The sequence below is a fragment of the Saccharomonospora piscinae genome (assembly GCF_005862235.1).
GTDB classification, from domain to species: Bacteria; Actinomycetota; Actinomycetes; order Mycobacteriales; family Pseudonocardiaceae; genus Saccharomonospora; species Saccharomonospora piscinae.
Genome location: NZ_VCEK01000001.1, coordinates 156,758 through 179,252, shown reverse-complemented (window position 1 = coordinate 179,252; position 22,495 = coordinate 156,758). Strand labels below are relative to the sequence as shown.

23 protein-coding genes and 2 pseudogenes are annotated in these 22,495 nt (G+C 71.8%); 7 read left to right on the top strand and 18 right to left on the bottom strand.

The window, feature by feature from the left end:
• The first annotated feature begins 127 nt into the window (after nucleotides 1–127).
• Nucleotides 128–1,363 (top strand): PP2C family protein-serine/threonine phosphatase, encoded by a 1,236-nt coding sequence (locus FFT09_RS00910; RefSeq protein ID WP_244231128.1) that lies wholly within the window; start codon nucleotides 128–130, stop codon nucleotides 1,361–1,363.
• 45 nt (nucleotides 1,364–1,408) lie between these two features.
• On the opposite strand, the gene FFT09_RS00905 is transcribed toward FFT09_RS00910, so the two are convergent.
• Nucleotides 1,409–2,881: an aldehyde dehydrogenase family protein gene (locus FFT09_RS00905; RefSeq protein ID WP_425273033.1), complete on the bottom strand. Its 1,473-nt coding sequence runs from the start codon at nucleotides 2,879–2,881 to the stop codon at nucleotides 1,409–1,411.
• A 257-nt stretch (nucleotides 2,882–3,138) separates the two neighbouring features.
• Here FFT09_RS00905 and rraA point away from each other — a divergent pair, with 257 nt between their 5' ends.
• Both rraA and FFT09_RS00895 read left to right on the top strand, forming a co-directional pair.
• Nucleotides 3,139–3,627: a ribonuclease E activity regulator RraA gene (gene rraA, locus FFT09_RS00900; RefSeq protein ID WP_081190231.1), complete on the top strand. Its 489-nt coding sequence runs from the start codon at nucleotides 3,139–3,141 to the stop codon at nucleotides 3,625–3,627.
• Between the two features lie 84 nt (nucleotides 3,628–3,711).
• Nucleotides 3,712–6,114, top strand: coding sequence for a glycoside hydrolase family 84 protein (locus FFT09_RS00895; protein WP_138381509.1), 2,403 nt, complete (start codon nucleotides 3,712–3,714; stop codon nucleotides 6,112–6,114).
• A 149-nt stretch (nucleotides 6,115–6,263) separates the two neighbouring features.
• Here FFT09_RS00895 and FFT09_RS00890 read toward each other — a convergent pair whose 3' ends face one another.
• Complete coding sequence (locus FFT09_RS00890; protein ID WP_138381508.1) at nucleotides 6,264–6,905, bottom strand: TetR/AcrR family transcriptional regulator; 642 nt, start codon at nucleotides 6,903–6,905, stop codon at nucleotides 6,264–6,266.
• 126 nt (nucleotides 6,906–7,031) lie between these two features.
• On the opposite strand from FFT09_RS00890, the gene FFT09_RS00885 reads away from it, so the two are divergent.
• Nucleotides 7,032–7,586, top strand: a complete 555-nt coding sequence (locus tag FFT09_RS00885) for an NADPH-dependent FMN reductase (protein WP_138381507.1) — start codon at nucleotides 7,032–7,034, stop codon at nucleotides 7,584–7,586.
• Between the two features lie 81 nt (nucleotides 7,587–7,667).
• Here the strand turns inward: FFT09_RS00885 and FFT09_RS00880 are convergent, their stop codons facing one another.
• The 9 genes from FFT09_RS00880 to FFT09_RS00840 all read right to left on the bottom strand — a co-directional run bounded on the left by FFT09_RS00880 (nucleotide 7,668) and on the right by FFT09_RS00840 (nucleotide 13,650).
• Nucleotides 7,668–8,015: a TcmI family type II polyketide cyclase gene (locus tag FFT09_RS00880; protein WP_138381506.1), complete on the bottom strand. Its 348-nt coding sequence runs from the start codon at nucleotides 8,013–8,015 to the stop codon at nucleotides 7,668–7,670.
• Nucleotides 8,016–8,028: 13 nt separating this feature from the next.
• Nucleotides 8,029–8,493 carry an SRPBCC family protein gene (locus FFT09_RS00875; RefSeq protein ID WP_081190236.1) on the bottom strand — a complete coding sequence of 155 codons (465 nt, stop codon included), beginning with the start codon at nucleotides 8,491–8,493 and terminating at the stop codon, nucleotides 8,029–8,031.
• A gap of 1 nt (nucleotide 8,494) precedes the next feature.
• Nucleotides 8,495–8,749: an acyl carrier protein gene (locus FFT09_RS00870; protein WP_024873796.1), complete on the bottom strand. Its 255-nt coding sequence runs from the start codon at nucleotides 8,747–8,749 to the stop codon at nucleotides 8,495–8,497.
• On the bottom strand, nucleotides 8,746–10,035 hold the full coding sequence (locus FFT09_RS00865) for a beta-ketoacyl synthase N-terminal-like domain-containing protein (protein WP_138381505.1): 1,290 nt from the start codon (nucleotides 10,033–10,035) through the stop codon (nucleotides 8,746–8,748). The genes FFT09_RS00870 and FFT09_RS00865 overlap by 4 nt, the downstream gene beginning before the upstream one ends.
• Complete coding sequence (locus FFT09_RS00860; RefSeq protein WP_138381504.1) at nucleotides 10,032–11,300, bottom strand: beta-ketoacyl-[acyl-carrier-protein] synthase family protein; 1,269 nt, start codon at nucleotides 11,298–11,300, stop codon at nucleotides 10,032–10,034. The genes FFT09_RS00865 and FFT09_RS00860 overlap by 4 nt, the downstream gene beginning before the upstream one ends.
• Nucleotides 11,297–11,761 (bottom strand): cupin domain-containing protein, encoded by a 465-nt coding sequence (locus tag FFT09_RS00855; protein WP_138381503.1) that lies wholly within the window; start codon nucleotides 11,759–11,761, stop codon nucleotides 11,297–11,299. The genes FFT09_RS00860 and FFT09_RS00855 overlap by 4 nt, the downstream gene beginning before the upstream one ends.
• 44 nt (nucleotides 11,762–11,805) lie before the next feature.
• Nucleotides 11,806–12,531, bottom strand: coding sequence for a SchA/CurD-like domain-containing protein (locus tag FFT09_RS00850; protein WP_081190239.1), 726 nt, complete (start codon nucleotides 12,529–12,531; stop codon nucleotides 11,806–11,808).
• Entirely contained in the window at nucleotides 12,513–12,860 is a 348-nt protein-coding gene (locus FFT09_RS00845) for an antibiotic biosynthesis monooxygenase family protein (protein WP_037333268.1), read from the bottom strand. The genes FFT09_RS00850 and FFT09_RS00845 overlap by 19 nt, the downstream gene beginning before the upstream one ends.
• Nucleotides 12,861–13,038: 178 nt before the next feature.
• Complete coding sequence (locus FFT09_RS00840) at nucleotides 13,039–13,650, bottom strand: TetR/AcrR family transcriptional regulator (protein WP_244231126.1); 612 nt, start codon at nucleotides 13,648–13,650, stop codon at nucleotides 13,039–13,041.
• Between the two features lie 311 nt (nucleotides 13,651–13,961).
• On the opposite strand from FFT09_RS00840, the pseudogene FFT09_RS00835 reads away from it, so the two are divergent.
• Nucleotides 13,962–14,177, top strand: a pseudogene (locus FFT09_RS00835) (SAM-dependent methyltransferase); the annotation flags it as partial.
• Nucleotides 14,178–14,193: 16 nt separating this feature from the next.
• Here the strand turns inward: FFT09_RS00835 and FFT09_RS00830 are convergent.
• From FFT09_RS00830 to htpG, 3 genes are all read right to left on the bottom strand, one after another.
• The gene (locus FFT09_RS00830) at nucleotides 14,194–14,646 is read right to left on the bottom strand and encodes a MarR family winged helix-turn-helix transcriptional regulator (RefSeq protein ID WP_244231124.1); all 453 of its coding nucleotides are present in this window, start codon (nucleotides 14,644–14,646) and stop codon (nucleotides 14,194–14,196) included.
• A 163-nt stretch (nucleotides 14,647–14,809) separates the two neighbouring features.
• Entirely contained in the window at nucleotides 14,810–16,261 is a 1,452-nt protein-coding gene (locus FFT09_RS00825; protein WP_244231122.1) for a CoA transferase, read from the bottom strand.
• A gap of 185 nt (nucleotides 16,262–16,446) precedes the next feature.
• Nucleotides 16,447–18,360: a molecular chaperone HtpG gene (htpG, locus tag FFT09_RS00815; protein WP_024873789.1), complete on the bottom strand. Its 1,914-nt coding sequence runs from the start codon at nucleotides 18,358–18,360 to the stop codon at nucleotides 16,447–16,449.
• A 166-nt stretch (nucleotides 18,361–18,526) separates the two neighbouring features.
• Here htpG and FFT09_RS00810 point away from each other — a divergent pair, with 166 nt between their 5' ends.
• On the top strand, nucleotides 18,527–19,738 hold the full coding sequence (locus FFT09_RS00810) for a C39 family peptidase (protein WP_138381501.1): 1,212 nt from the start codon (nucleotides 18,527–18,529) through the stop codon (nucleotides 19,736–19,738).
• Nucleotides 19,739–19,744: 6 nt separating this feature from the next.
• On the opposite strand, the gene FFT09_RS23040 is transcribed toward FFT09_RS00810, so the two are convergent.
• From FFT09_RS23040 to FFT09_RS00800, 4 genes and pseudogenes are all read right to left on the bottom strand, one after another.
• Entirely contained in the window at nucleotides 19,745–20,368 is a 624-nt protein-coding gene (locus FFT09_RS23040; protein ID WP_208544322.1) for a zinc-binding dehydrogenase, read from the bottom strand.
• 21 nt (nucleotides 20,369–20,389) lie between these two features.
• Nucleotides 20,390–20,434 (bottom strand): annotated as a pseudogene (locus tag FFT09_RS23500) (hypothetical protein); the annotation flags it as partial.
• Between the two features lie 34 nt (nucleotides 20,435–20,468).
• Nucleotides 20,469–20,612, bottom strand: a complete 144-nt coding sequence (locus FFT09_RS23035; protein WP_208544321.1) for an alcohol dehydrogenase catalytic domain-containing protein — start codon at nucleotides 20,610–20,612, stop codon at nucleotides 20,469–20,471.
• A 170-nt stretch (nucleotides 20,613–20,782) separates the two neighbouring features.
• Nucleotides 20,783–21,532: an SDR family oxidoreductase gene (locus FFT09_RS00800; protein ID WP_138381500.1), complete on the bottom strand. Its 750-nt coding sequence runs from the start codon at nucleotides 21,530–21,532 to the stop codon at nucleotides 20,783–20,785.
• 225 nt (nucleotides 21,533–21,757) lie between these two features.
• On the opposite strand from FFT09_RS00800, the gene FFT09_RS00795 reads away from it, so the two are divergent.
• A complete protein-coding gene (locus FFT09_RS00795) occupies nucleotides 21,758–22,456 on the top strand; it encodes a hypothetical protein (protein ID WP_138381499.1) in 699 nt (232 codons plus the stop codon).
• The last annotated feature ends 39 nt before the right edge of the window (nucleotides 22,457–22,495 follow it).

Here is a 22,495-nt window from a genome sequence, read left to right as displayed (position 1 = left end):
GCGTCGAGTTGTGTTATAGACAACTCCAGTGTGAGCCGCGACACGTTCGCCGTCAAGGAATCACGCATCGAGCAGCCCCGGGATCCGCCGTCCGGTGCGGTCGCGCCGCAGCACCTACCGTGGAGAAGTGACGGCGACGTGGTACGAGGTCCTCGCCGAGGTGGTCAACCGGGCGCACCTGGCCGGTGGAGGCGATCTGCCCGCCGTGCTGACCGGCGCCGCCGCGCGCCTCGGCATGGCGGTGGAGGTGTACCTGGCCGATCTGCCGCAACGACAACTGCATCCCCTGGCCGCGGACGGCACCCCGGCGATCACCATCGCCTCCACCGTCGCGGGCCGCGCCTTCCAGCACGTCGAGATCGTCGGCTGGCGCGACCGCGAGACCGGTCGGCCCGCGTTGTGGGTACCGATACTCGACGGCACCCACCGGGTGGGCCTGCTGTACGTGGTGCTGCCGGACAACGCCGATCCGGACGAGGCGGAGCTACGCGGATTCTGCTGGACGCTCGGCGGCATGCTCGGGCACATCGTGACCGCCAAACTGACGCAAAGCGACCTGCTGCACCAAGCGCGCAGGCCCACGGAGCTGTCCGTGTCGGCGGAGCTGCTGTGGCAGATGATGCCCCCGCAGACCTTCGCGACACCGCACATGACCGTGAGCGCCGTCGTGGAGTACTACGACGAGGCCGGTGGTGACGGCTACGACTACAGCGCGGACGGCAACACCGGCTACATCGCCGTCTTCGACGCCACAGGGCACGACCTCCAGGCCGGGCTGGTGTGCTCGACCGCGCTCGCCGCCACCCGCAACGCCCGCCGGTGCGGACACGACCTCGCGACGATAGCCAGCGAAGCCGACGCCGTGGTGCGGGCGAACACCTCGCACAGCCGGTTCGCCACCGCGGTGCTGGCCCGGCTCGACTTCGCCACGGGCCTGCTCACCTACGTCAACGCGGGACATCCACCACCGCTGCTGCTGCGCGGCGGGCGCGCGGCGAAACTGCTCACCGGCGGGCACCGCCTGCCGCTGGGACTACAGCACCTCAACCGGACCTCGGCGGCGGCCGAACCCGCCACGGAACGACTGGAACCGGGCGACCGCCTGCTGCTCTACACCGACGGCGTGACGGAGGCGCGCAACTCCCGAGGCGAGCACTTCGGACCGGACCGCCTGGCGGACTTCGTCATCCGGCACAGCGCTGCCGGACTGCCCGCCCCGGAGACCCTGCGCAGGCTCTCGCACGCAGTGCTCGACCACCAGGCCGGGCACCTGCAGGACGACGCGACACTCATGTTCGTGGAGTGGCCGACGCCGAGCCACCCGCACCTGCTCCCCGCGGAGAGCTCCGATGTCTTGCGGTAACCGAGAAGGGCGGCCCGGCCGTCACGGGCCGGACCGCCGCCCGGCTCAGAAGGGGTAGCGCTCGATCGACGACTGCACGGTGATCCACTGCGTCTCGGTGAACGACTCCAGGTTTGCGCGGGCTCCCCCGAAGTGGCCGCCGACCCCGGAGGCCTTCATGCCACCGAACGGGATCGTGGCCTCGTCGTCGACGGTCTGGTCGTTGACGTGGACCATGCCCGCCTCGATCCGGCCCGCCAGCTCGAAGGCACCGAAGGCGTCGGAGGTCAGAATGCCGACGCTGAGGCCGTACTCGCTGTCGTTGATGATCTCGATGGCCTCGTCCACGGTCTCGTAGGTGACGACCGGCGCGACGGGGCCGAAGATCTCCTCCCGGAACGCGGGGCTGTCCACGGGCACGTCCGCGAGTACCGTCGGCCGGTAGAACAGGCCGTCGTACGTGCCGCCCGCGCGCAGCACAGCTCCCCGCTCCACCGAGTCGGTCACGAGCCGGTGGACCTGGTCCCGCTGGCGTTCGTCGATGAGCGGGCCGAGTGCGTTGCCCTCGTCCGCCGGATCGCCCACCGGCACCGCGCGCGCCTTGTCGGCGAGCTGCGCCGTGAACTCGTCCGCGAGCGAGGCGGGCACCAGGTGGCGGCCCGCCGTCATGCAGATCTGCCCCTGGTGCAGGAACGAACCCCACGCGGCCGCCGACGCGGCGGCCCCGACGTCGGCGTCGGGCAGCACGAGCAGGGCGTTGTTGCCGCCGAGTTCCAGGTGAACGCGCTTGAGCAGCGGCGCGGCGGCCGCACCGATTCTGCGGCCCGCCGGGGTCGAACCCGTGAAGGACAGGCACGGCACCCCCGGATGGCTCACCAGCGCCTGCCCGACGTCCGCCCCGCCGGGGAGGACGGTGAGCAGGCCGTCGGGCAACCCGGCCTCGGCGAGCAGCTCGGCGAGGGCCAGGCCACCGGAGATCGGCGTACGCGGGTCCGGCTTCAGCACCACGGCGTTGCCCACGGCCAGCGCGGGTGCCACCGACCGCATCGACAGGATGCCGGGGAAGTTGAACGGGGAGATGACACCCACCACGCCCAGGGGCACGCGACGGGCCATCGACAGCCTCGGCTTGCTGGAACGCAGCAGCTCACCGTAGGGCTGGGAGGCCAGTGCCGCGCTCTCGTCCAGCTCGGAAACCACCAGCCCCACCTCGAACGACGCCTTGCCGTGCGCGGAGCCCGCTTCGGGGACGAGCCACCGGCGCAGCCTGTCCGGGTCGGCCTCCAGCAGGCGGGCGGCCCGGCGCAGCACCGCGGCACGCTGGTCGTAGGTGGCGGCGGCCCACTCCCGCTGGGCCCGCACCGCCCGGCTCACCGCGCGATCGACGTCCGCTACAGCGGCCTCGGGCACCTCGGCGAGCGCGGTTCCCGTGGCCGGAGCGGTCACCACCAGCGTGCCGCCGGTGGCCGCCTCCGAACGCCACCGCACCCGGCCGTCACCGGATGCGTCCGTCACCGAACCGTCTGCACTGCGTGTCACCTGAATCCTCCTCGTCGAGCCAGGACTGGGTTCGCCCGCGCGAGCACACGCGGGGCTCCACGATGACGGATGCGGCGCGGCTCGTCCCCGGCAGGGCCGCCCCCGAGCCCACGGTCTGACGAGCGGTGCGCGCCCGGTTACCAGGAGTGGCAGCGAGGCGAGAGGTTGCTCACGGCACGCGATCGGGCCACTGCCGCGCGCGGCGCACCGGGTCACCATGAGCCGACCGATTCCCACGCGGAGGAGAAGGGCACGAGATGACCGACGCAGCGGCCCCGAGGCCGACCGCCGACCTCGTCGACACCTACGGCGAGCGGCTGAGGGTGTGCGACACGCAGTTCCGGCAGTTCGGCGGACACCGGACGTTCACCGGCCACGTGCGCACGGTGACCTGCCACGAGGACAACGGCCTGGTCCGTTCGGTGCTGCGTACTCCGGGCGAGGGCGCCGTGCTGGTCGTGGACGGCGGCGGTTCCGTACACACCGCGCTCACCGGTGACCTCATTGCCGCCTCGGCGGTGGAGAACGGCTGGGCCGGGCTCGTGCTGCACGGCGCCGTCCGCGACAGCGCGGCGCTGGCGGAGCTACCGCTCGGGATCAAGGCACTGGGCACCAATCCCCGCAAGAGCGCCAAGGCGGGTCACGGCGCCGTCGACGTGCCGATCGGCTTCGGCGGCGTCACGTTCCTGCCGGGCGACCGGCTGTACGCCGACGACGACGGCGTGGTGCTCCTGCCGCGGGACTGAACCCGCTCGTTCTTGACTTTCCCACCACCGATCGCTGAAGGTTGGATGTCTAGACCAAAACGGATCTCTTCGCGAGGTGGTCGCATGGCACGATCAGGTCGACGTCTGGCCGCACTGTCCGCACTGGTCGTCCTGCTCGGCGCGGGCGGCGCCCCGGCGGTCGCGGACCCGGACACCGGGGGCGGCACGCGGGCCACGGACCCGGTCGTCTCCCCCACGCCGCAGCAGCAGTCCCGGATCGGCTCCGACGTCGTCGTGCCCGGCCGGGTCGACATCGTCGCCGACGACACCACCGACGCCGCCGCGCTGACATCGCTTCAAAAGCTGCTCGCACGCCACGACGTGACCACCGTGCGGACGGTGACCGCCGACGCGCCCCGGCGGGCGCCGCTCGCCGTCCACCTCGGCCCCGCCACCCGCCCCGACGTGGCCGCCGCGTTGCGCGACACCACGGTGCCCGACGCGGCGGAGGGCTACGGTCTGCGGGTCGACGCCACCGGCCACGCACTCGGCACGGTCGCGCTCGGCGGCACCGATGCCGCGGGCCAGTACTACGCCGTGCAGACCCTGCGGCAACTCATCCGGTCGACCGGAGACGGCACCCGACTGGCGGGCCTGAGCATCACCGACCACCCGGCGATGCCGTTGCGCGGCACCATCGAGGGCTTCTACGGCTCACCGTGGACCCACGCGGAACGCCTGGACCAGCTCGCCTTCTACGGTGACGCCAAGCTCAACACCTACATCTACGCGCCCAAGGACGACCCGTACCACCGCGACCGCTGGCGGGAGCCCTACCCCGCCGAGGACCTCGCCCGGCTGGCGGAACTGGTCGAGCGGGCCGACGCGCACCACGTGCGCTTCACCTTCGCACTCTCGCCAGGAACGTCCATCTGCTACTCCAGCGAGCGGGACCGCGCCGCGCTGACCGGCAAGCTCGGCGCCGTGTACGACATCGGGATCCGCAGCTTCTCGATCCCGCTCGACGACATCAGCTACACCCGCTGGAACTGCGACGCCGATCGCGACACCTACGGCGAGCCGGGGCGGGCCGCGGCCGCCGCCGCCCAGACCGAGCTACTCAACGACGTGCAACGTCAGTTCGTCGAGACCCACGACGGCGTCCAGCCGCTGCAGACCGTCCCCACCGAGTACGGCGACCTGACCGACACCGACTACAAGCGCGGGCTGCGCGAGCACCTCGACCCCGCCGTGGTGGTCATGTGGACCGGGCCCGACGTGGTGCCCGCGAGTATCGACGTCGACCAGGCCGAACAGGCGTCGGCGCTGTTCGGGCGCGACGTCTTCCTCTGGGACAACTACCCGGTCAACGACTTCGGGCAGTCGGCGGGACGCCTGCTGCTCGCGCCCTACGACAAGCGTGAGCCCGGCCTGTCCGGCACGCTCTCGGGCATCGTGTCGAACCCCATGAACCAGGCCGCCGCGAGCAAGCTCGCCCTGTTCACCATCGCCGACTTCGCGTGGAACGACCACGCCTACGACCGCGAGCGCAGCCTCGCGCGAGCCGCCGACTACCTGGCGGCCGGTGACCCCGACGGGGTGCGTGCGCTGTTGACGTTCGTGGACCTCAACCACCTCGCTCCGACGTTCGGCTCGCAACCCTGGCAGGAGCAGGCGCCCGAACTGCGCCGCGACCTCGACGACGTCTGGGCCGCCTACGACGGCGGCGATGCGGACGCGGTGCCCATGCTGCGACGAATCGCCGACGGCATCGCGGACGCGCCCGCGACGATCAGGGCGACTGTCGCCGACCAGGGGTTCCTGGCCGACGCGGCGAACTGGCTCGACGCCACCGAGCTGTGGGGGCGGGCGCTGCGCGAGTCCGCGCACGTCCTCGCCGCCATCGCCGCCGACGACGGGGCGGGGGCCGCCGAGGCCCGCGAGCGGATGCGGTCGGCGGCCGACGAGGCCGCCGCGATCCGTTCCGTACCCGGCGAGAACCGGGTGGAAGGGCCCGTGCGCATCGGTGACGGCGTACTCGACGCCTTCCTGGAACGGGTCGAGGCCGAGCACGACGAGTACCTCGGCCTGCCGCCCCTGCACAACGCCGCCCTGCACGGCGAGGCAAGCCAGGTGTCGGACTGGGCCCCCGCGTACTCGGCAGACAAGGCCGTGGACGGCGAGCTCGGCAACTTCTCGACGACCTCCGGCGGCGAGGCGCAGCCGTGGTGGCAGGTCGACCTCGGCGACGCCGCGGCGATCGAGCGGATCGAGTTGTACAACCGCGTCGACTGCTGCGCCGAGCGCGTGCGCGACTACCACGTTCTGGTGTCGGAGAAGCCGCTGCCGGACACACTGGCCGCGGCACTGTCCGATCCGGACGTGACGTCGCGGCACGAGACCGAGCAGGCGGGGCGTCCCACCACCGTCGACCTCGCCACCACGGGGCGCTATGTGCGCGTGTGGCTGGCCACCACCGACCCCACGGAACTGAACCTGGCGGAGGTGCGTGTCCTGGCCCGCTGACGCACCGTGTCCGCAGCCTGCGTAGCCGTGTCCGCAGCTCCCGTAGCCGTGTCCGCAGCTTGCGTAGGCGTGTCCGCAGCGCGCGGTGCGGACACGGCTACATCAGGTGCGAAGACGGCGACGTGGGCTGCGGACACGGCGTCGCTCGGTCAGCGGCACACCCGGTCGACCAGGTCGGCCCAGCCCGCCTCAAGGCGGCCCTCGTCCAGCCCCCGCTGCCGGCGCAGGTGGTAGGTCAGCACCGGATCGAGGTAGCCGAGCAGGCTGTGAGCGAGCAGATCGGCGTCGGCTCCGGGGACGAGAGTGCCCACCAGCATCGCCACGTGACGATGCCGTACCCGTTGGGCAGGCGCCGAGAACCGGCGCTGCGCGTCCGCCACCGCGGCCAGGTACAGGTCCTGGTGCCGCCGCTCATGCCGCAACACGGCGGTACCGAACGCGTGCAGTCGATCACGCGGGGGCGCACCCGGCCCCAGCGGAGGCGGGCCGCTGAGGATGGCGGCCTGCAACTCGTGTTCGGCACGGTCCAGCAGCGCGATCAGCAGCCCGGCGCGGTCGCCGAAATGGCGGAACACCGTGCCCTTGCCCACCGCCGCTTCGGCCGCGACGGCGTCCATCGTGAGGTTGCCCGCACCGCAGCGCGCCGCGATGCGGCTCGCCGCGTCCAGCACCCGGGCACGATTGCGGACGGCGTCGGCACGCTGGCCCCCGTGCTCGTGCCGGGCCACGAGGTCGAGGGCGATCTCGCCACGCTCGCGGTCGGACCACGGCGGCGGAGACGGGACGGACACCTCGGCAGGGTAACCCGGGCCACGTCGCGTTGACCAACCTCCGAACGCCTTGCTACACAGGAAACGGACCGTAGTCCGTTTTAGGTTCCGGCGGTGCCGGAGCACCACCAGCAATGGGGAGAAGTCATGACCGTTCACGTCCTCGCGCTCGTCGGAAGCCTTCGGAGGGGCTCGCACAACCGGCAACTCGCCGAGGCCACCGCGGCACACGCACCGGACGGAGTGCGGATCGAGATCTTCGACGGGCTCGGCGCGTTGCCGTTCTACAACGAGGACATCGACGCCGACGGCGCCCCACCCGCCGAGGCCGCCCGGCTGCGGAAGGCGACAGCGGCGGCGGATGCCGTCCTGTTGTTCTCACCGGAGTACAACGGCACGATGCCCGCGGTGCTCAAGAACGCGATCGACTGGCTGTCGCGCCCGTTCGGCGCGGGCGCTCTCGGCGGCAAGCCGACTGCCGTCGTGGGCACGGCGTTCGGCCGGTACGGCGGCGTGTGGGCGCAGGAGGAGGCCCGCAAGGCCGCCGGGATCGCGGGCGCGCGGATCGTCGACACGGTGTCGCTCGCGATCCCCGGGTCGGTGACCCGGTTCGCCGAGCTGCATCCTCAGAACGACACCGAGGTGGCCGAGGGCCTGCGCAAGACGCTCGAGGCGCTCACCACCGGGGCCGCGGCAGCGTGACCCGCGCGGCCGTGTCCGCAGTTCCCGTAGCCGTGTCCGCACCGCGCGATGCGGACACAGCTACACGGACTGCGGACACGGCTACACCAGGTGCGGACACGGCCGTCCCGGGGCGGTCCAGGCGTAGAACGGCGTGGCCATCGCGTCGGAAGGGCCACGCCAGGTATCCGGGTCGTAGGGGCTGATGTGGGCGTCGAGTTTCCGGCTGAGAGCACGGAAGTCCGGATCGTCCCGGGCCGCCCGGACCCGGCCCTCGATGTCCTCTTCGGACTCGATCAGGTGGAAGTACAGGTCGTGGAAGTGGAACAACGTCCGGGCTCGGACACCGATCCGATGGGGCAATCCGCCCGCGTCGGACTCGCCGAACAGGCCGGCCACCGCGCGCTCGCTCCCGGCCGACATCCGGGCGACGATCAACGTGTGTGCCATGACTCCTCCTCTCTCAGCTCGCGGCCCGCTGCGCGGCCTCGGCCTCCAGCCGCTGCTTGATCGCGGACAGCTGGACGGGTGTGTTGGTGTTGATGCGCGCCACCATGCCCGCGTCGTCGACCGGGGCATCGGGTTTCATCGCGAAGTCCTGCGTCCAGCGCATCAGCACTCCGCCGTCGACGACGTGGTAGGTCCAGCGGATGTGCATGTACTCGAAGGGCCCGGTCTCGATCCGGCGGGCCACGACCGTGCGGGTCTCCTCGTCCAGTTCCCGTTCCGACACCCACGACCAGACCCGGCCCCGCTCGTCCGGGAACATCGTCAGCCGGAACCGGACGCGGGTCCCGGTGTCTTCCAGTACCTCGGCGTTCGCGTACTCCGTGAACAGGTTCGGCCAGTCCGCGACGTCGTTGGTCCGTGACCACACCAGGTCCATCGGGGCGTTGACGACGATCTCGTTCATCGTGTGTCCGGACATGTCAGGCCGCCTTTCGCAGTGTGTCGTTGACGAGCGAGAGAAACCCCAGCACCGACCGGGTCTCCTGGGCCTCGGAGGGCAGGAGGACTCCCCTGGCCCGCTCGATGGTGGCGATGACCCCCAGCAGTGCGAGCGAGTCGAGGCCGAGGTCGTCGAACGTGGTCGCCGCCGTCACCGCCCGGGTGTCGATGCGCACCCCGCTGCCCGTCGCCAGCAGTTCACGGAGCTGCTCCAGTGTGATGTCGGGTCCGGTCATTCCCGCCTCCTTGACGAGTCGTGTTGTGTGGTCGAACTGAGCACCAGCGCCGAACTGAACCCTCCGAATCCCCTGGCGAGCAGCAGCACGTGCCGCAACTCCACGGGTCTGGCGCGGCCGGTGACGACGTCGGCGTTGACGGCGATGTCGCACTGCGCGAGCCCGGCGGCGGGCGGGACGACGCCGTCCCGCAGCGACAGCGCGGCGGCGGCGAGGTCGAAACAGCCCGCGGCCGAGTAGGCCCGGCCCAGGGCCGGTTTCGACACCGTGACCGGCACGCGGTCCAGCGAACGGCCGAACACGGCACGCAGGGCGGCGATCTCGGCCCGGTCGGCGTCCCGCTGCCCGAGCCCGTCGGCGAACACCGCGCCGATCTCCTCCGGCCACACCCGGGCGTCGGTGAGCGCGAGCCGGATCGCGGCGGACAGCGCCTCGGTCTCCCGCTCCCTCCTGCCGCGTTCGTCCACCGCCCACTGCGGTCCGGTGAACGTGGCCGCGTGCCCGGACACGGTGGCCAGTGCCCGCACTCCGCGCCGCCGCGCGTGCGCGGCGTCCTCCAGTACCGCGACCGCACCGCCCTCCCCCGGCACGTGTCCCGAGGCGTCGCGGGTGAACGGCCGGTAGCAGTCCGGCTCGCCCCCGCGCGTGCTCAGCAGGCCCGAGCGCCAGTGACAGGTCAGCGCATACGGGCTGAGCGGGGCCTCGGCACCACCGCAGACCTGCACGCGGCAGCCCCGCCGGATCGCGCCCCGCGCGTGCGCGACCGCGTCGAGCCCGCCCGCGGACTCGCTGCTGACCACCGCGCACGGACCGCGCATCCCGTGCCCGATGGAGATCTGTCCCGTGGACGCGGCGTAGAACCAGGCGATGGACTGGTACGGGCCGACGTGGCGAGGCCCCCGCGCCCACAGCGCTTCGATCTCGCGCTGGCCGAACGCGTTGCCGCCCGAACCCGCCGAGGTGGTGACCCCGATGTCGAAACCGTCGAGCAGGCCGGGGTCGAGCGTGGCCCAGCCCAGTGCCTGCCGGGTGGCGTCGAGCGCGAACTGCGTCCACAGGTCCGTCTGCGCCACGACCCGGGGCGCGATCGCCTCCGCCGGGTCGAACTCACCCACCTCCCCCGCGTACCGGACCGGGTACCGGCTCGTGTCGAACCGGCTGATGGCGCGGATTCCGCTCACCCCGGCCAGCGCGGAGCGCCAGAACTCCGCGGTGTCCCGCCCGGTCGGGGCGACGACACCGAGCCCGGTGACGACGACTTGGGCGACCTGGGCGACCTGGGTCATCGCGCCCTCCGGCATCTGGCGTCGAGCACCACTGCCGACTGGAACCCGCCGAAACCGCTGCCCACGCTCAGCACCAGGTCCACGCCCTGCTCCCGGGCCGCGCCCGGCACGTAGTCCAGATCGCACTCGGGGTCGCGGTGCTCGTAGTTCGCCGTCGGCGGCACGACGCTCCGGTCGATCGCGAGCACACAGGCGACCAGTTCGAGGCTGCCGATGGCGCCGAGCGAGTGCCCGACCATCGACTTGATCGAACTCATCGGCGTGCGGTAGGCGTGCTGGCCCAGACTGCGTTTGACCGCCGCCGTCTCGTGGCGGTCGTTCTGCTTGGTGCTGGAACCGTGCGCGTTGACGTAGCCGACCTCGTCCGGCGCGGCCTTCGCCCACCGCAGCGCTGTGGTGATCGCCCGTGCCATCTCGACGCCGTCGGCGGTCAGCCCGGTCATGTGGTGCGCGTTGCCGAACGTGGCGAACCCCGCGACCTCGCAGTACACGGTGGCGCCACGACGGCGGGCCCGGTCGAGGTCCTCCAGCACGAGCGCCGCCGCGCCCTCCCCCAGCACGAAGCCGTCCCGCATCGCGTCGAACGGCCTGCTGGCGCGCTCCGGCTCGTCGTTGCGGGTGCTCGTGGCCTTGATGGCGTCGAAGCAGGCCACCGTGATCGGCGAGACGGGAGCGTCGGCGGCACCCGCCACGACCACGTCGGCCGTCCCGTCCTCGATCAGTGCCGCGCCGTAGCCCACCGCGTCGAGGCCCGACGTGCAGCCCGTCGAGATCGTACGCACGGGGCCCCGCGCGCCGACGGCGTCGGCCACCTCGGCCGACAGGGTGCTCGGCACCAGCGCGTGGTAGAGAAACGGGGCCGCTTTGCTCGGGTCGACCAGCCATTCGGTCCCGGAGCCGGACACCTCGACATAGCCCTCCTCCAGCCGGATCGTCGACCCGACCGCGGTGCCCATGCTGACCCCGATCCGCCACGGGTTGAGCGGCGCCAGCTCGATGCCGGAGTCGTCGACGGCCTCGCGCGCCGCGACGAGTCCCAGCTGCGCGTGCCGGTCGAGCCGCGCGCACTCAGCCGGGGTCAGTCCCTCGGCGACCGGGTCGAAATCGCATTCCGCGGCGATCCGGGACCGGAAGCCCTCCGCGTCGAACAGCGTGATGCCCCGGGTCGCCGTCGTGCCCGAGGTGAGCAACCGCCAGAACGCGGCCACCCCGGCCCCGCCGGGCGCCACGACGCCGAGCCCCGTGACGGCCACGCGCCGCGTCACCGGCTTCCTCCCCCTGACTCGGTGGACTCGGTGTCGACGTGTCCCAGCTCGGGGCGCGGGGCCAGGGGGCCGAGGTGGAAGACGGCTCTGGCGGCGGCGGTGCCGTCGTTGCGCAGCCGGTGCCGGGTACCCGGCGGCACGAGCAGCGCGTCACCGGGGCGCAGCCGCCACGGCTGCCCGTCGAGGTCGACGGTCAGCGAACCCTCCACGACGTAGAGAAACTCCTCCGAGTACGGGTGGTAGTGCTCGGCGATCCGCTCGCCCGGCGCCAGGCGTGCCACACCGGAGAACCCGGAGACCGAACCGGCGTTGCGCGGGCTGAGCAGGGTCCGGATCTCACCGCCCCGGCGGCGGTCCGCGGGAACCTCCGACTCGTGTACCCGGTAGAGCGGGCGATGTGCGGGCCGCTGCCGCACCGGTACGGGGCCCGGCTCGACGGGCGACTCGGTTGCGTCCACCATGATCACTCCTGACGACACGAACGGTAGGGAAAGGACGGTGCGGGTCACGGGCCCGCGACGCCTGCCTCGCGGTGGGTCACCAGCGGCAGCCGGTGCTCGGTGAGAAACCGGGTGATCCCGGCGGTGGTGGCCAGCTCCCAGCCCGGCTCCAGCACGCTCTCCAGCGCGGAGACGGTCGGCGCCCCGAGCGCCGCCCTGCCGAGCCGCGCGAACGTCACGTCGGGGTCGCCGATCACGTCGAACACGCGGATCACGAGGTCGCCGTGCCGGAACACCGTCGTGCCCGCCACTCCCGACCGCGCTCCGGTGGCGAGCGGCGACGACTGGCCCCAGGCCAGCACGCGCGCGAGCGCGGCTCCCTGACCGGGCCGGACCGGGTAGCGCAGGGCCACGCGGGTGCGCGGCGGGCGCCCGATGCGGGAGTCGGGCACCGCGGCCTGGTGCGCCACCCGGGACATCAGCGCGTGGGCGAAGAACGCCCGCACCGCCTCGGGGTCACTCAGATCCCGGCGTCGTGCGAGCAGCGGGTTCAACGCCTCCTCCGTTCGCCGGATCGCCGGATCAGCCGCCACGTGCCGCATGATCGCCGGCAGTGGTCCGCGCACGTCCATGACGCGCACCACGTGGTTGCGCCAGCAGAAGACCGAGGTCGCGAGCAATCGGGCGCCGTCGCCGGCATCCGGATCCGGCCGTGGGTAACGGCGCAGGACCTCGCGCGCGGCGGCCTCGGTACCGGGCCGCACCGGGAAGGTCAGGGCGTGTCGTTCCACGGCGCCCCTCCGGTCTCCGCGCGCGCGGTGTCACGGTGGATGGTGTAGCGCAGGGATTTCCGCCGGGCGACCGTGGCCATCATCGGTGCGGCGAGTGCCTGGTGCTCTGGGGTGCGTTCCCACGCGAGGAAGTCCTCGGCGCTGCGCCACTGGCTGGTGATCAACCACTCGCCGGGCGAGTCGGTGGACTGGCACACCTGGTCGCCGAGATGGCCCGGGGTACGGGCCACGAGCCAGCGCACCGATTCGTAGGCGGCCAGGAACGCGTCCTCCGCACCCGGCTTGAGCGTCAGCAGGTACAGGACGCGGTACGCGGGTCCGGTGCTCATGCGATGCCTCCTGTCCACTGTGGATCGGAGTGGGAACTTCCTATCCAGACTCAACCACGCGAACAGTGAAAGTCAATACGAAAAACGGTCGACAGGAAAAGGAACGGACCCGATCCGGATCGATTTTACCAATACGCCACCGATCCGTATTTCTGACAGAAGCGAATTCGAGGACTATTCACGAAAGCTGGTTCCGTGCGATGACGTGCCCGGCCAGCACGTGATCGACAAGGCGCGCCGCGAAGCGGCCGTCACGCAGGTCGTCGGGGCTGCCCGGCACGGCCGAGCAGAGCACGACGCGGGACAGCACGGGACCGGTGAGCATGGTCAGCAGCATCTCGGTCTGGCTGTGCGGCGCGAGCGCCCCGGTCCGCACGCCCGCACACAGCACATCGCGGATGGCGCTCACCCGAGGCTCGATCACGAGGTGGACGTAGCGCGCATACAGCTCCGGCGTGCCCAGCAGCCGGGGCAGTAACCGGCCCGACCGGGACTCCACCAGCCACCGGCACAGCTCGTGGACCAGCACGACGAGGTCTTCCCGCAGGTCAGCGCCGGGTGGCCGGACCGGAGCCTCGGTGAGCGACTCCAGCACGTCGCGCAGGACGGCCTCCTTGTTCGGCCACCGGCGGTACAGCGTCGCCTTGCCGACCCCGGCCCTCGCCACGACGGCCTCGGTGGACAACGCCTCGACCGGCACGCCCTCCAGCAACAGGTCGACGGCCGCGCGCAGAATCGCCTGACTCGCCCGCTCGCTGCGGGGCCTGCCGGGCGCGCGCGAGGAGGGCACCGCAGCACCGGCCCCGGCCGAACACATCTCCACCGCCTTTCCCACCCATACCGCCGAGCGCGGGACGCGGTCGCCGAACACCGTGCGGCCACCCGACGGTGGCAGCCCACTGTAACCGGAAAAGGGACCGCTGTTTTAGCCAGCTAAACCGAGACGGAGGTGGTGTGAATCTGGTTCGTGAACGGGTTGGAAACATTGACGAAGGGCCAGCGGCCCGCGGATTGTTTTTCCGGTTCACCGGCCCCCGAGTGTGCCAGAATGGACCCCATGACTTCCGTCTCCGAGAGTTCCAATGCCTCCGCCGACGGTAGTCCACCGAGCACACCTTCGACGGGCAGCGCGCCGTCCTCACCTACTGGCACCGGCCACTGCACGCGATGACCGATGCCTTCGCCGCAGCCGGATTCCGGACAGCTGTGGTCAGTGAGCCGCCTCCGGCTCCGGGCGCGCATGAGCGTTTCCCCGGCGAACTGGCGGAAAAGCCGGTCTTCCTGTGTTTCCTGTTCTTCGTCCTGGAGGCGATCTGACCGCGCGCTCGACCGCTCAGTTCTCACACATCTTCACCAGCAGCGCCCGCAGGGTCGCGTATTCGGTGCCGCTCAGGTTCTCGACGAGCCGTTCCTCGGCCCGTGACCACAGCGTCCGGACCTCGGCCCGCACCGTCCAGCCGTGCTCGGTCAGCAGCACCGTGCCGCCCCGTCGCCCGGCGCGCCGTTCTCGACGGACGAGGCCGGCGCGTTCGAGCCGCTGCACCATCTTCGTCACCGTCGCGGGCACGGCCTGCACCCGCTCGGCGAGGTCGGCCTGCGCGAAGCCGGTGTCGTCCCAGCGCTGGAGCAGCACCTGCTCCTGCCCGCTGTAAACGCCGAGGCGGGACAGGTCCCGCGCCAGTTCGTTGCGGCGCAGCCGGGCCAGCAACACCAGCCAGTACAGGGCGGTGTCGGTGAGGTCGAACTCGCCGCCGGGAGGGACGGCGCCGGGGTGCGAACGCTCCACGCTATCGCTGCCCACGCACACCGGTTCGCGGCAGCACCGCGCCCACGTCAGTCACTGGTCCTCCCGGGAAGGTCGGCGACCAGCTTCGATCCGGCACGCCCGAGGCGTCAAGTCCGGGTGCCCCCTTCGGGTCACCCCGGCTCGACTTGATCGGCCATCCCAGCTAACCGCGCCCGGACGCGGACGGGATGTCCGTCGCCGTCCAGCTCGGCTCGTCGTGGCCCAGTTTGACGGCGCCACGCGCGAACCGCAGGGTGGTCCGGGCACCGCCCACCACGGTGAACGGCGGGATCACGCGCCGGGCGGGTCCCCAGTCGGTGTGCTCGGTGCCGGGGCCCTCCGGCACCGACGCGGGATCGAGCTCCGGCGCGGTGGTGGCGGGTGGTGTGCCCGCGAGCAGCCGGGCCATCCCGGCGAGCGAGGTGCGCACCCTGGTGCCACCGCGTCCGCGATGGCGCTCGGCGAGACCGCGCAGGGTCGCGGCCGCCAGCAACCAGCCCGCCGCGTGGTCGAGCGCCTGCACCGGCAGCGACGACGGTCCGTCCGTGCCCGCGCGGCGGGCGCCCTCGGCGGCGAGCCCGGAGGTCAGCTGCACGACGCTGTCGAAACCACGGCGGTGCGCCCACGGTCTAGCGGGGCCGTAGGCGCTGAGTGCGACGTCGACGAGTCCCGGACGCAGCCGCGATCGGCGCTCGGCGCCGAGCCCCGCGCGGTCGAGGGCGCCGGGGCGGAGGCTGTGGACAACGACATCGGCCTCCGCGAGCAGCGTGTCGAGGTGCTCGCGCCCCGCCTCGGTCCGGAAGTCCAGCCGGGCGCACCGCTTGCCCGCCGTGACCTCGGGAACCAGGCCGGGTTCCTCCCAGCCCGGCGGGTCGAGCCGCAGCACGGTGGCGCCCAGTCCCGCCAGCGTGCGGGTGGCGACCGGCCCGGCGAGCACCCGGGTCAGGTCCAGCACCCGGATTCCGGTGAGCGGACGCCGTTCGGTGGGAACCCACTGTGCCCCCTGTGCCCACTGCGACAAGCCGTTGTCGCGGGGCGCGGTCGGCTCGCGGGTGAGCAGCGGCGCGTCCGCCACCGCCCGGCCCTGCGGATGCCGTCGCCAGTCGGCGAGCGTGCGCATCGCACCCGCGCAGCCGCCGCGTGCGACGACCAGATCCTCCAGCTCCTCAGCCCGGTAGGCCCGGCACGCGGCGGCCACCTCGTCGCGTGAGCCGGGCACGCCGAGCACGTCGAGCGCGGCGTCGCGGTGCGCGGGAACGTTGGTGTGAAGGCGGATCCAGCCGTCGGCGCACTCGTAGTTGCCCGCGATCGGATCCCAGGCCGCCGGAAGCCGCCAGCCGTCGGGACGCAACGAGAAGCCGAACCACGCCGAGGCGGCCTCCTTGTCGACCCGCACGTGGGATCGGCCCGTCCCGACGCCTACCGCCTCGACGAGTTCGGCCACGGCGCATCCCGTCACCGCCACGGCGGCGGTGGCCAGTTCGGACACCGGGAACACCGAGGGCAACGCCGCCTCACCACGGCACTCGACGCGGCCGAGCCGGTCCGGATCACCGCCCAGCACTGCCCACATGATGCCCAGGAAAGCGTCGGTGACGCGATCGGGTGGCCGCATGCCGCCACCCTAGTGCGCGGCGCCCAACCCAGCCCCGCATCCACTGCGCCAGGCGGGCTAAAGCCGGGACCGATCCGGTGCTCGACCCGGCCTCGCCGGAGCACCGCGCGGTGCTGGACGCGGGCGCGGAGATCCCCGCCGACGGCCACGTACTACATCTGTAGTGACCGTCGGCGGGGATCTCGCTACAGCGCTCCGGTCAGCCGGCTCGCGAGCACCGTGGTGAAGCGCTGGGGGTCGGGCAGTTCGCTGCCCTCAGCCAGCAACGCCATGCCGTGCAGCAACTCGGCGGTCTCGCGCAGCGCCGCCTCCTCCGCCCCCGCGCCGTGGGCGTCCCGCAACGACGTCACCAGCGCGTGCTTCGGGTTCAGCTCCAGGATGCGCTTGGCCACGGGCACCTCCTGCCCGGCCTGCTGGTACATCCGCACCAACGCGGGCGGGAGGTCGTGGGTGTCGCCGACGAGGCAGGCGGGCGAGCTCGTCAGCCTGCTCGACAGCCGCACTTCCTTCACGTCGTCCGCCAGCGCCGTACTCAGCCACTCTCGCAGCGCGTCGAACTCGCTCTCGTCGGGCTTGTCCGCCTCCGCGGAGTCCTCGCCGTCGCCGTCCAGGTCGACCTGGCCCTTGGCGATCGACTGGAACGTCTTGCCCTCGTACTCGCCGACCTGCTCGACCCAGAACTCGTCGATCGGATCGGTCAGCACCAGCACCTCGAGGCCCTTGGCGCGGAACGCCTCCATGTGCGGCGAGTTCTCGATCATCGAGCGGGACGCGCCGGTGAGGTAGTAGATGTGGTCCTGGCCCTCGCCGGTCCGCTCGACGTAGTCCCGCAGCGTCGTGGGCTCCTCCGCGTCGTGTGTGGACGCGAACGACGCGACGTCGAGGATGGCCTTGCTGTTGTCCGGGTCCTCGACCAGCCCCTCCTTGAGCACGCTGCCGAACTCCCGCCAGAACGTGTCGTAGTTCGCGCGGTCGTCGCTCATCATGGCCTTGACCTCGGCCAGTACCTTCTTCACCAGGCGGCGGCGCATGAGCTGAATGTGCCGGTCCTGCTGCAGGATCTCGCGGGAGACGTTGAGCGACAGGTCCTGCGCGTCCACCACGCCCTTCACGAAGCGCAGGTAGTCGGGCACCAGCGCCTCGCAGTTGTCCATGATGAACACCCGCTTGACGTAGAGCTGGACCCCGCGCTTGGCGTCGCGGTAGTAGAGGTCGGCCGGCGCGCGGGACGGCAGGAACAACAGCGCCTGGTACTCGAAGGTGCCCTCCGCCCGCACCGAGATGGTGCGCAGCGGGTCGAGCCAGTCGTGGCTGATGTGCTTGTAGAACTCGCGGTACTCCTCGTCGGAGACCTCGTCCTTCGGCCGGGCCCACAACGCCTTGCGCGAGTTGACGGTCTCCCACTCGCGGGTGGTCGTGCCGTCCTCGTCGGTCCGCTCGACCTCCAGCCGGATCGGCCACGTCACGAAGTCGGAGTAGCGGCGCACGATCTCGCGGAGGACGGACTCGGCGGTGTAGTCGTGCAGGTGGTCCTCGGCGTCCTCGGGCTTGAGGTGCAGGGTCACCGCGGTGCCCTGGGGTGCGTCGGCGACGGGTTCGAGCGTGTAGGTGCCGGTACCGTCGGAAGCCCAGCGGACGGCTTCGGCCTGTCCGGCCTTGCGGGTCACCAGCGTCACCGAGTCGGCCACCATGAAGGCCGAGTAGAACCCGACGCCGAACTGGCCGATCAGTTCGCTCGCGGCGGCACCGTCGGCCTGCTTCGCCTCCCGCAGCGAGCGCAGCAGCTCCGCCGTCCCCGATTTGGCGATGGTGCCGATGAGGTCCACCACCTCGTCCCGGGACATGCCGATGCCGTTGTCGCGCACCGTGAGCGTGCGCGCGACCCGGTCGACTTCCAGGTCGATGCGCAGGTCGTCGATGTCGGCGTCGAGATCCTTGTCGCGGAAGGACTCCAGACGCAGCTTGTCCAGCGCGTCGGAGGCGTTCGACACCAGCTCACGCAGGAAGATGTCCTTGTTCGAGTAGATGGAGTGAACCATCAGCTGCAGGAGCTGGCGCGCCTCCGCCTGGAACTCGTGCGTCTCGATCTGGGCAGTCACTCAAGTCTCCTCGCCAGAAACACGGTTTGTCGTCCGGCCGCTCACACGGCCACCGGGTCGAGTATCCCGCGTGCCGCCCGGTCGCGGTGATCCCGCCCCGGTTGTGGCGCACACTCACCCGGAAAGGGGTTTACACGGCGTTTCAACATCATGAAAATCACTCGCCATGCGCAGGAGCCTGACGTCGTTCGCTCTCTCCGCCGCCACCGTCGCGGCCACCCTCACGCCCGCCGCCGCGGCGAGCCCGGGAGAGGAGGAGATCGACTACCACGAGTGGTCCGGGGTCTCGGCCTTCCACGACGGCGCCACCGACGGCGTCGCGGCCACCGGGAAGGGGTTGCGACTGTCGCGGCCGCCGGGCAGCACCGATACCGGAACCTGGCTCTCGCCGTGGTACTCCCCCGGTTTCGACGCCACAGAGCTGATCACCTCGTGGAACGCCACCACGCCCGACGGCACGTGGCTGAAGATCGAGGTCACCGCCCGCACCGGCTCCGGCGACCGCACGCCGTGGTACACGCTCGGCACCTGGGCCTACGGCGACGGCGACATCGAACGCACGACCACGCCGGGCCAGAGCGACGAGCACGCGGCCGTCTACGTCGACACCCTCGCCGCGAACGACGGCGTGGCGTTTCGCTCCTACCAGGTCCGGGTCACGCTGCACGGCGACGAGGACACGGGCGCCACGCCCGTCGTGCGCGCGGTGGGTGCGATGACCTCGACCGTGCCGGATCGCTTCGAGGTGCCGACGTCCGCGCCCGGCGCGGCGCGCGGCACCGAGCTGGCCGTGCCGCGTTACGCGCAGAACGTGCACTCCGGCCACTATCCCGAGTACGGCGGCGGGGGGCAGAGCTGGTGCAGCCCGACGTCCACCGAGATGGTCGTCGAGTACTGGGGCCGCGGCCCCGATGAACAGGATCTCGCGTGGCTGCCCGACGACTACGTCGATCCCACGGTCGCCCACGCCGCCCGCCACACCTACGACTACGCCTACGAGGGCACCGGCAACTGGCCGTTCAACACCGCCTACGCCGCCCACTACGGGCTGCGGGGCCACGTCACCAGGCTGCACTCGCTGGCCGAGCTGGAGAACTACATCGCCCGCGGTGTCCCGGTGATCACCTCGGTGTCGTTCCTGGAGAGCGAACTCGACGGCGCGGGGTACGGCACCGACGGGCACCTCATGGTCGTCATCGGATTCACCGCCGAGGGCGACGTCATCGTGAACGACCCGGCCTCGGACAGCAACGAGCAGGTGCGCAGGGTCTACCACCGCGACCAGTTCGAGACGGTGTGGCAGCGCACCCTCCGGCACACCGCCGATGGCGCCCTCGCCGGTGGCCCCGGCGGCATCGCCTATGTCATCCGGCCCTGAGCCGAGTCAGAACCGCAACAGCACCTTGCTGGACGTGGCCGCGTCGCGGGCGACGGCGAACGCCCGCTCGGCCTCGTCCAGGCCGAACTCGTGGCTGAGTACCGGATCGACGTGCAGCGATCCGTCGGCCAGGGCCGCCACCACGTCGGCGAGTTCGGCGTGGAAGCGGAAGGACCCGGCGACCGTCAGCTCCCGCGTGGCGACGAGCCCGGTGGGAAACGGCTGCTCCGGCGACGGCGGCAACCCCAGCAGCACGAGGTGTCCGCCCCGGCGCGACGCGAGCACGGCCGAACGCACCCCGGCGGCGGCACCGGAGGAGTCGATGGCGACCTCGGCCTTGAGGTCCTCGGGCGGCGCGCCCAGATGAGTGGCGGTGGCACCGAGTTCGCGCGCCACCGACAGCGGACGCTCTCGCAGATCGGACACCACGATCTCGCGCGCGCCCGCCCGCCGCAGCACGGCCACCACGAGCAGTCCGATGGGCCCGGCTCCCACGACGAGGACGCGGCGGCCCGCCACGGCCCCCGCGCGCGACACCGCGTGCCACGCCACGGAGGCGGGCTCGGCCAGCGCGGCCGTGCGCACCGGCAGGCCACCGGGCAGCGGCAGCAACCGCCGCGCGGCGACCACGTAGCGTTCGGCGAAGGCGCCGTCGGTGTGCGGTACCCGGGCGGCCGAGCCGAGGTAGGACGTGTGGGGACAGAGGTTCTGCCTGCCCTCCCGGCAGAGATCACACTGCTCGCAGGGGGTCGCGGGGGTGGACCGTGACCGGTGTGCCCTCGGCGGGACCGGACCCGTCGGCCGCGGCGGCGACGACGTGCCCGGAGACCTCGTGCCCCAGCACCATCGGGGCACGCAGCACCGACTCGCCCACCGCTCCCGAGGACCAGTAGTGCAGGTCGGAGCCGCAGATGCCGCCTTAGTCGACGGCCACCACGGCTTCGTGCGCCTCGGGGGTGCGCTGTGTCCGGCGCTCGACGCGCAGGTCGCCGGCCGCATGGGCGACCAGCGCCCGGTAGGTCGTGCTCATCGTGATCGGACTCCTCACACCACGGCCGTCATGCCGCCGTCGACGAACAGCACCTGGCCGTTGACGAACGCCGAGGCATCGGAGCACAGGAAGACGGCGGGGCCGACGAGGTCGGCGAGATCGCCCCAGCGCCCCGCCGGGGTTCGCCCGGTGACCCACGCGCTGAAGTCGGGGTCGTCGACGAGTGCCTGCGTGAGCTCGGTGGCGAAGTAGCCGGGCGCGAGCCCGTTGATCTGGAGGCCGCGTCCCGCCCACTCCGCGGTCATCGCGCGCGTCAGGTTCCGCAGGCCGCCTTTCGCGGCGGTGTAGGCGGCGATCGAGGGCCGGGCGAGTTCGGTCTGCACCGAGCAGACGTTGAGGATCTTGCCGCTGCCGCGCTCGATCATGCCACGGGCCACCGCCCTGCCCACCAGGAACGCACTGGTCAGGTCGGTGCGCAGCACAGCGTCCCAGTCGGCGAGGTCGAGGTCGAGCATCGGTTCGCGATGCTGGAAGCCGGCGTTGTTGACCAGGATGTCGACGCCGCCGTGCCGCTCGGTGACTTCAGCGACACCTCGCGTGACAGCCGCCTCGTCGGTGACGTCGAACGCCTCGGAGTCGCAGTCCAGCTCCGCGCGAGTGGCCGCGAGCCGCTCGCGCGGAGCGCGGCCGTTGAGCACCACCGTGGCACCGGCCCGCGCCAGCCCGGCGGCGATCGTGCGACCGATTCCCCTGCTGCTGCCCGTCACCAGCGCGACGCGGCCCGACAGGTCGAACAGCTCCACGGAGAACCTCCAAGAATGGTACTACCTTTGCAGCCGAAAAATAACACCATTGATTCACCCTGTAAACATCGTGTCCGCAGCCTGGGTAGCCGTGTTCGCACCGCACGATGCGGACACGGCTACGGGAACTGCGGACACGGCTACGTAACCTGCGGACACGGCGTCAGGGCAGTCAAGGTGGCCTTCACCGCACCCCGCCCGCGCGGACGGTGGCATCATGGGTCGATGAGTACCCCTGTTTCCTCGGGCGGCCAGCGCGGTGCGCGCCTTCGCCCCGTCCTCGCGGCCGGAGCGTGCGTGGTCGCCGCGGCGCTCACCGTGCTCGGCACGTTCCTCCCGCTGTTTCGCGGGGAGCTGAGCGCGCTGGGCAGTGTCCAGTTCGATCTGGCCATCACCGCGTGGGGCTTCGACACCAACGCTCCCGTCCAGGAGGGCGGCGTCGCCAACAACGGTATCCCGCTGTCCGTGGCGGCGGCGCTGCTGTTGGTCGCCGCTGTGCTGGTGGCGGTCCCCGCGTTGCGCCGACGTCCCACGCCGATGGGGCGGCTGGCGTGTGGCATGTCGGCGGCCTTCCTCGCCGGAATCACGGTCGCGGTGGTGATGCAGTCGCTGAGCTGGCTCGAGACGTTCCGCGCCACCGGCGACACCGGAGCGGTCCCCGAGGTCGGGCTGGAGACCGGGCTCGGGGCAGGCCTGTGGCTGCTGGTGGGCGCGACCGTGCTCGCCCTCGCGGCCGTGTGGCTGGCTCCCCCACCGGGGGCGAGCACCGCGGACCGCGAACCGATCACCCCGCGCTACGGCTTTCCCGCCCCGGGCGGCGGCCAAGCTCCCGGTTCACAGCCGGGGCCCCAACCCGGGCCCCAGCACGGTTCGCAGTCCGGGCAGCCACCGGCATCACCGCCTCCTGCCCAACCGCCGCACTGAACTCTGAGCGGCGCACGGCCTGGTAACCGCCGTGGTCCC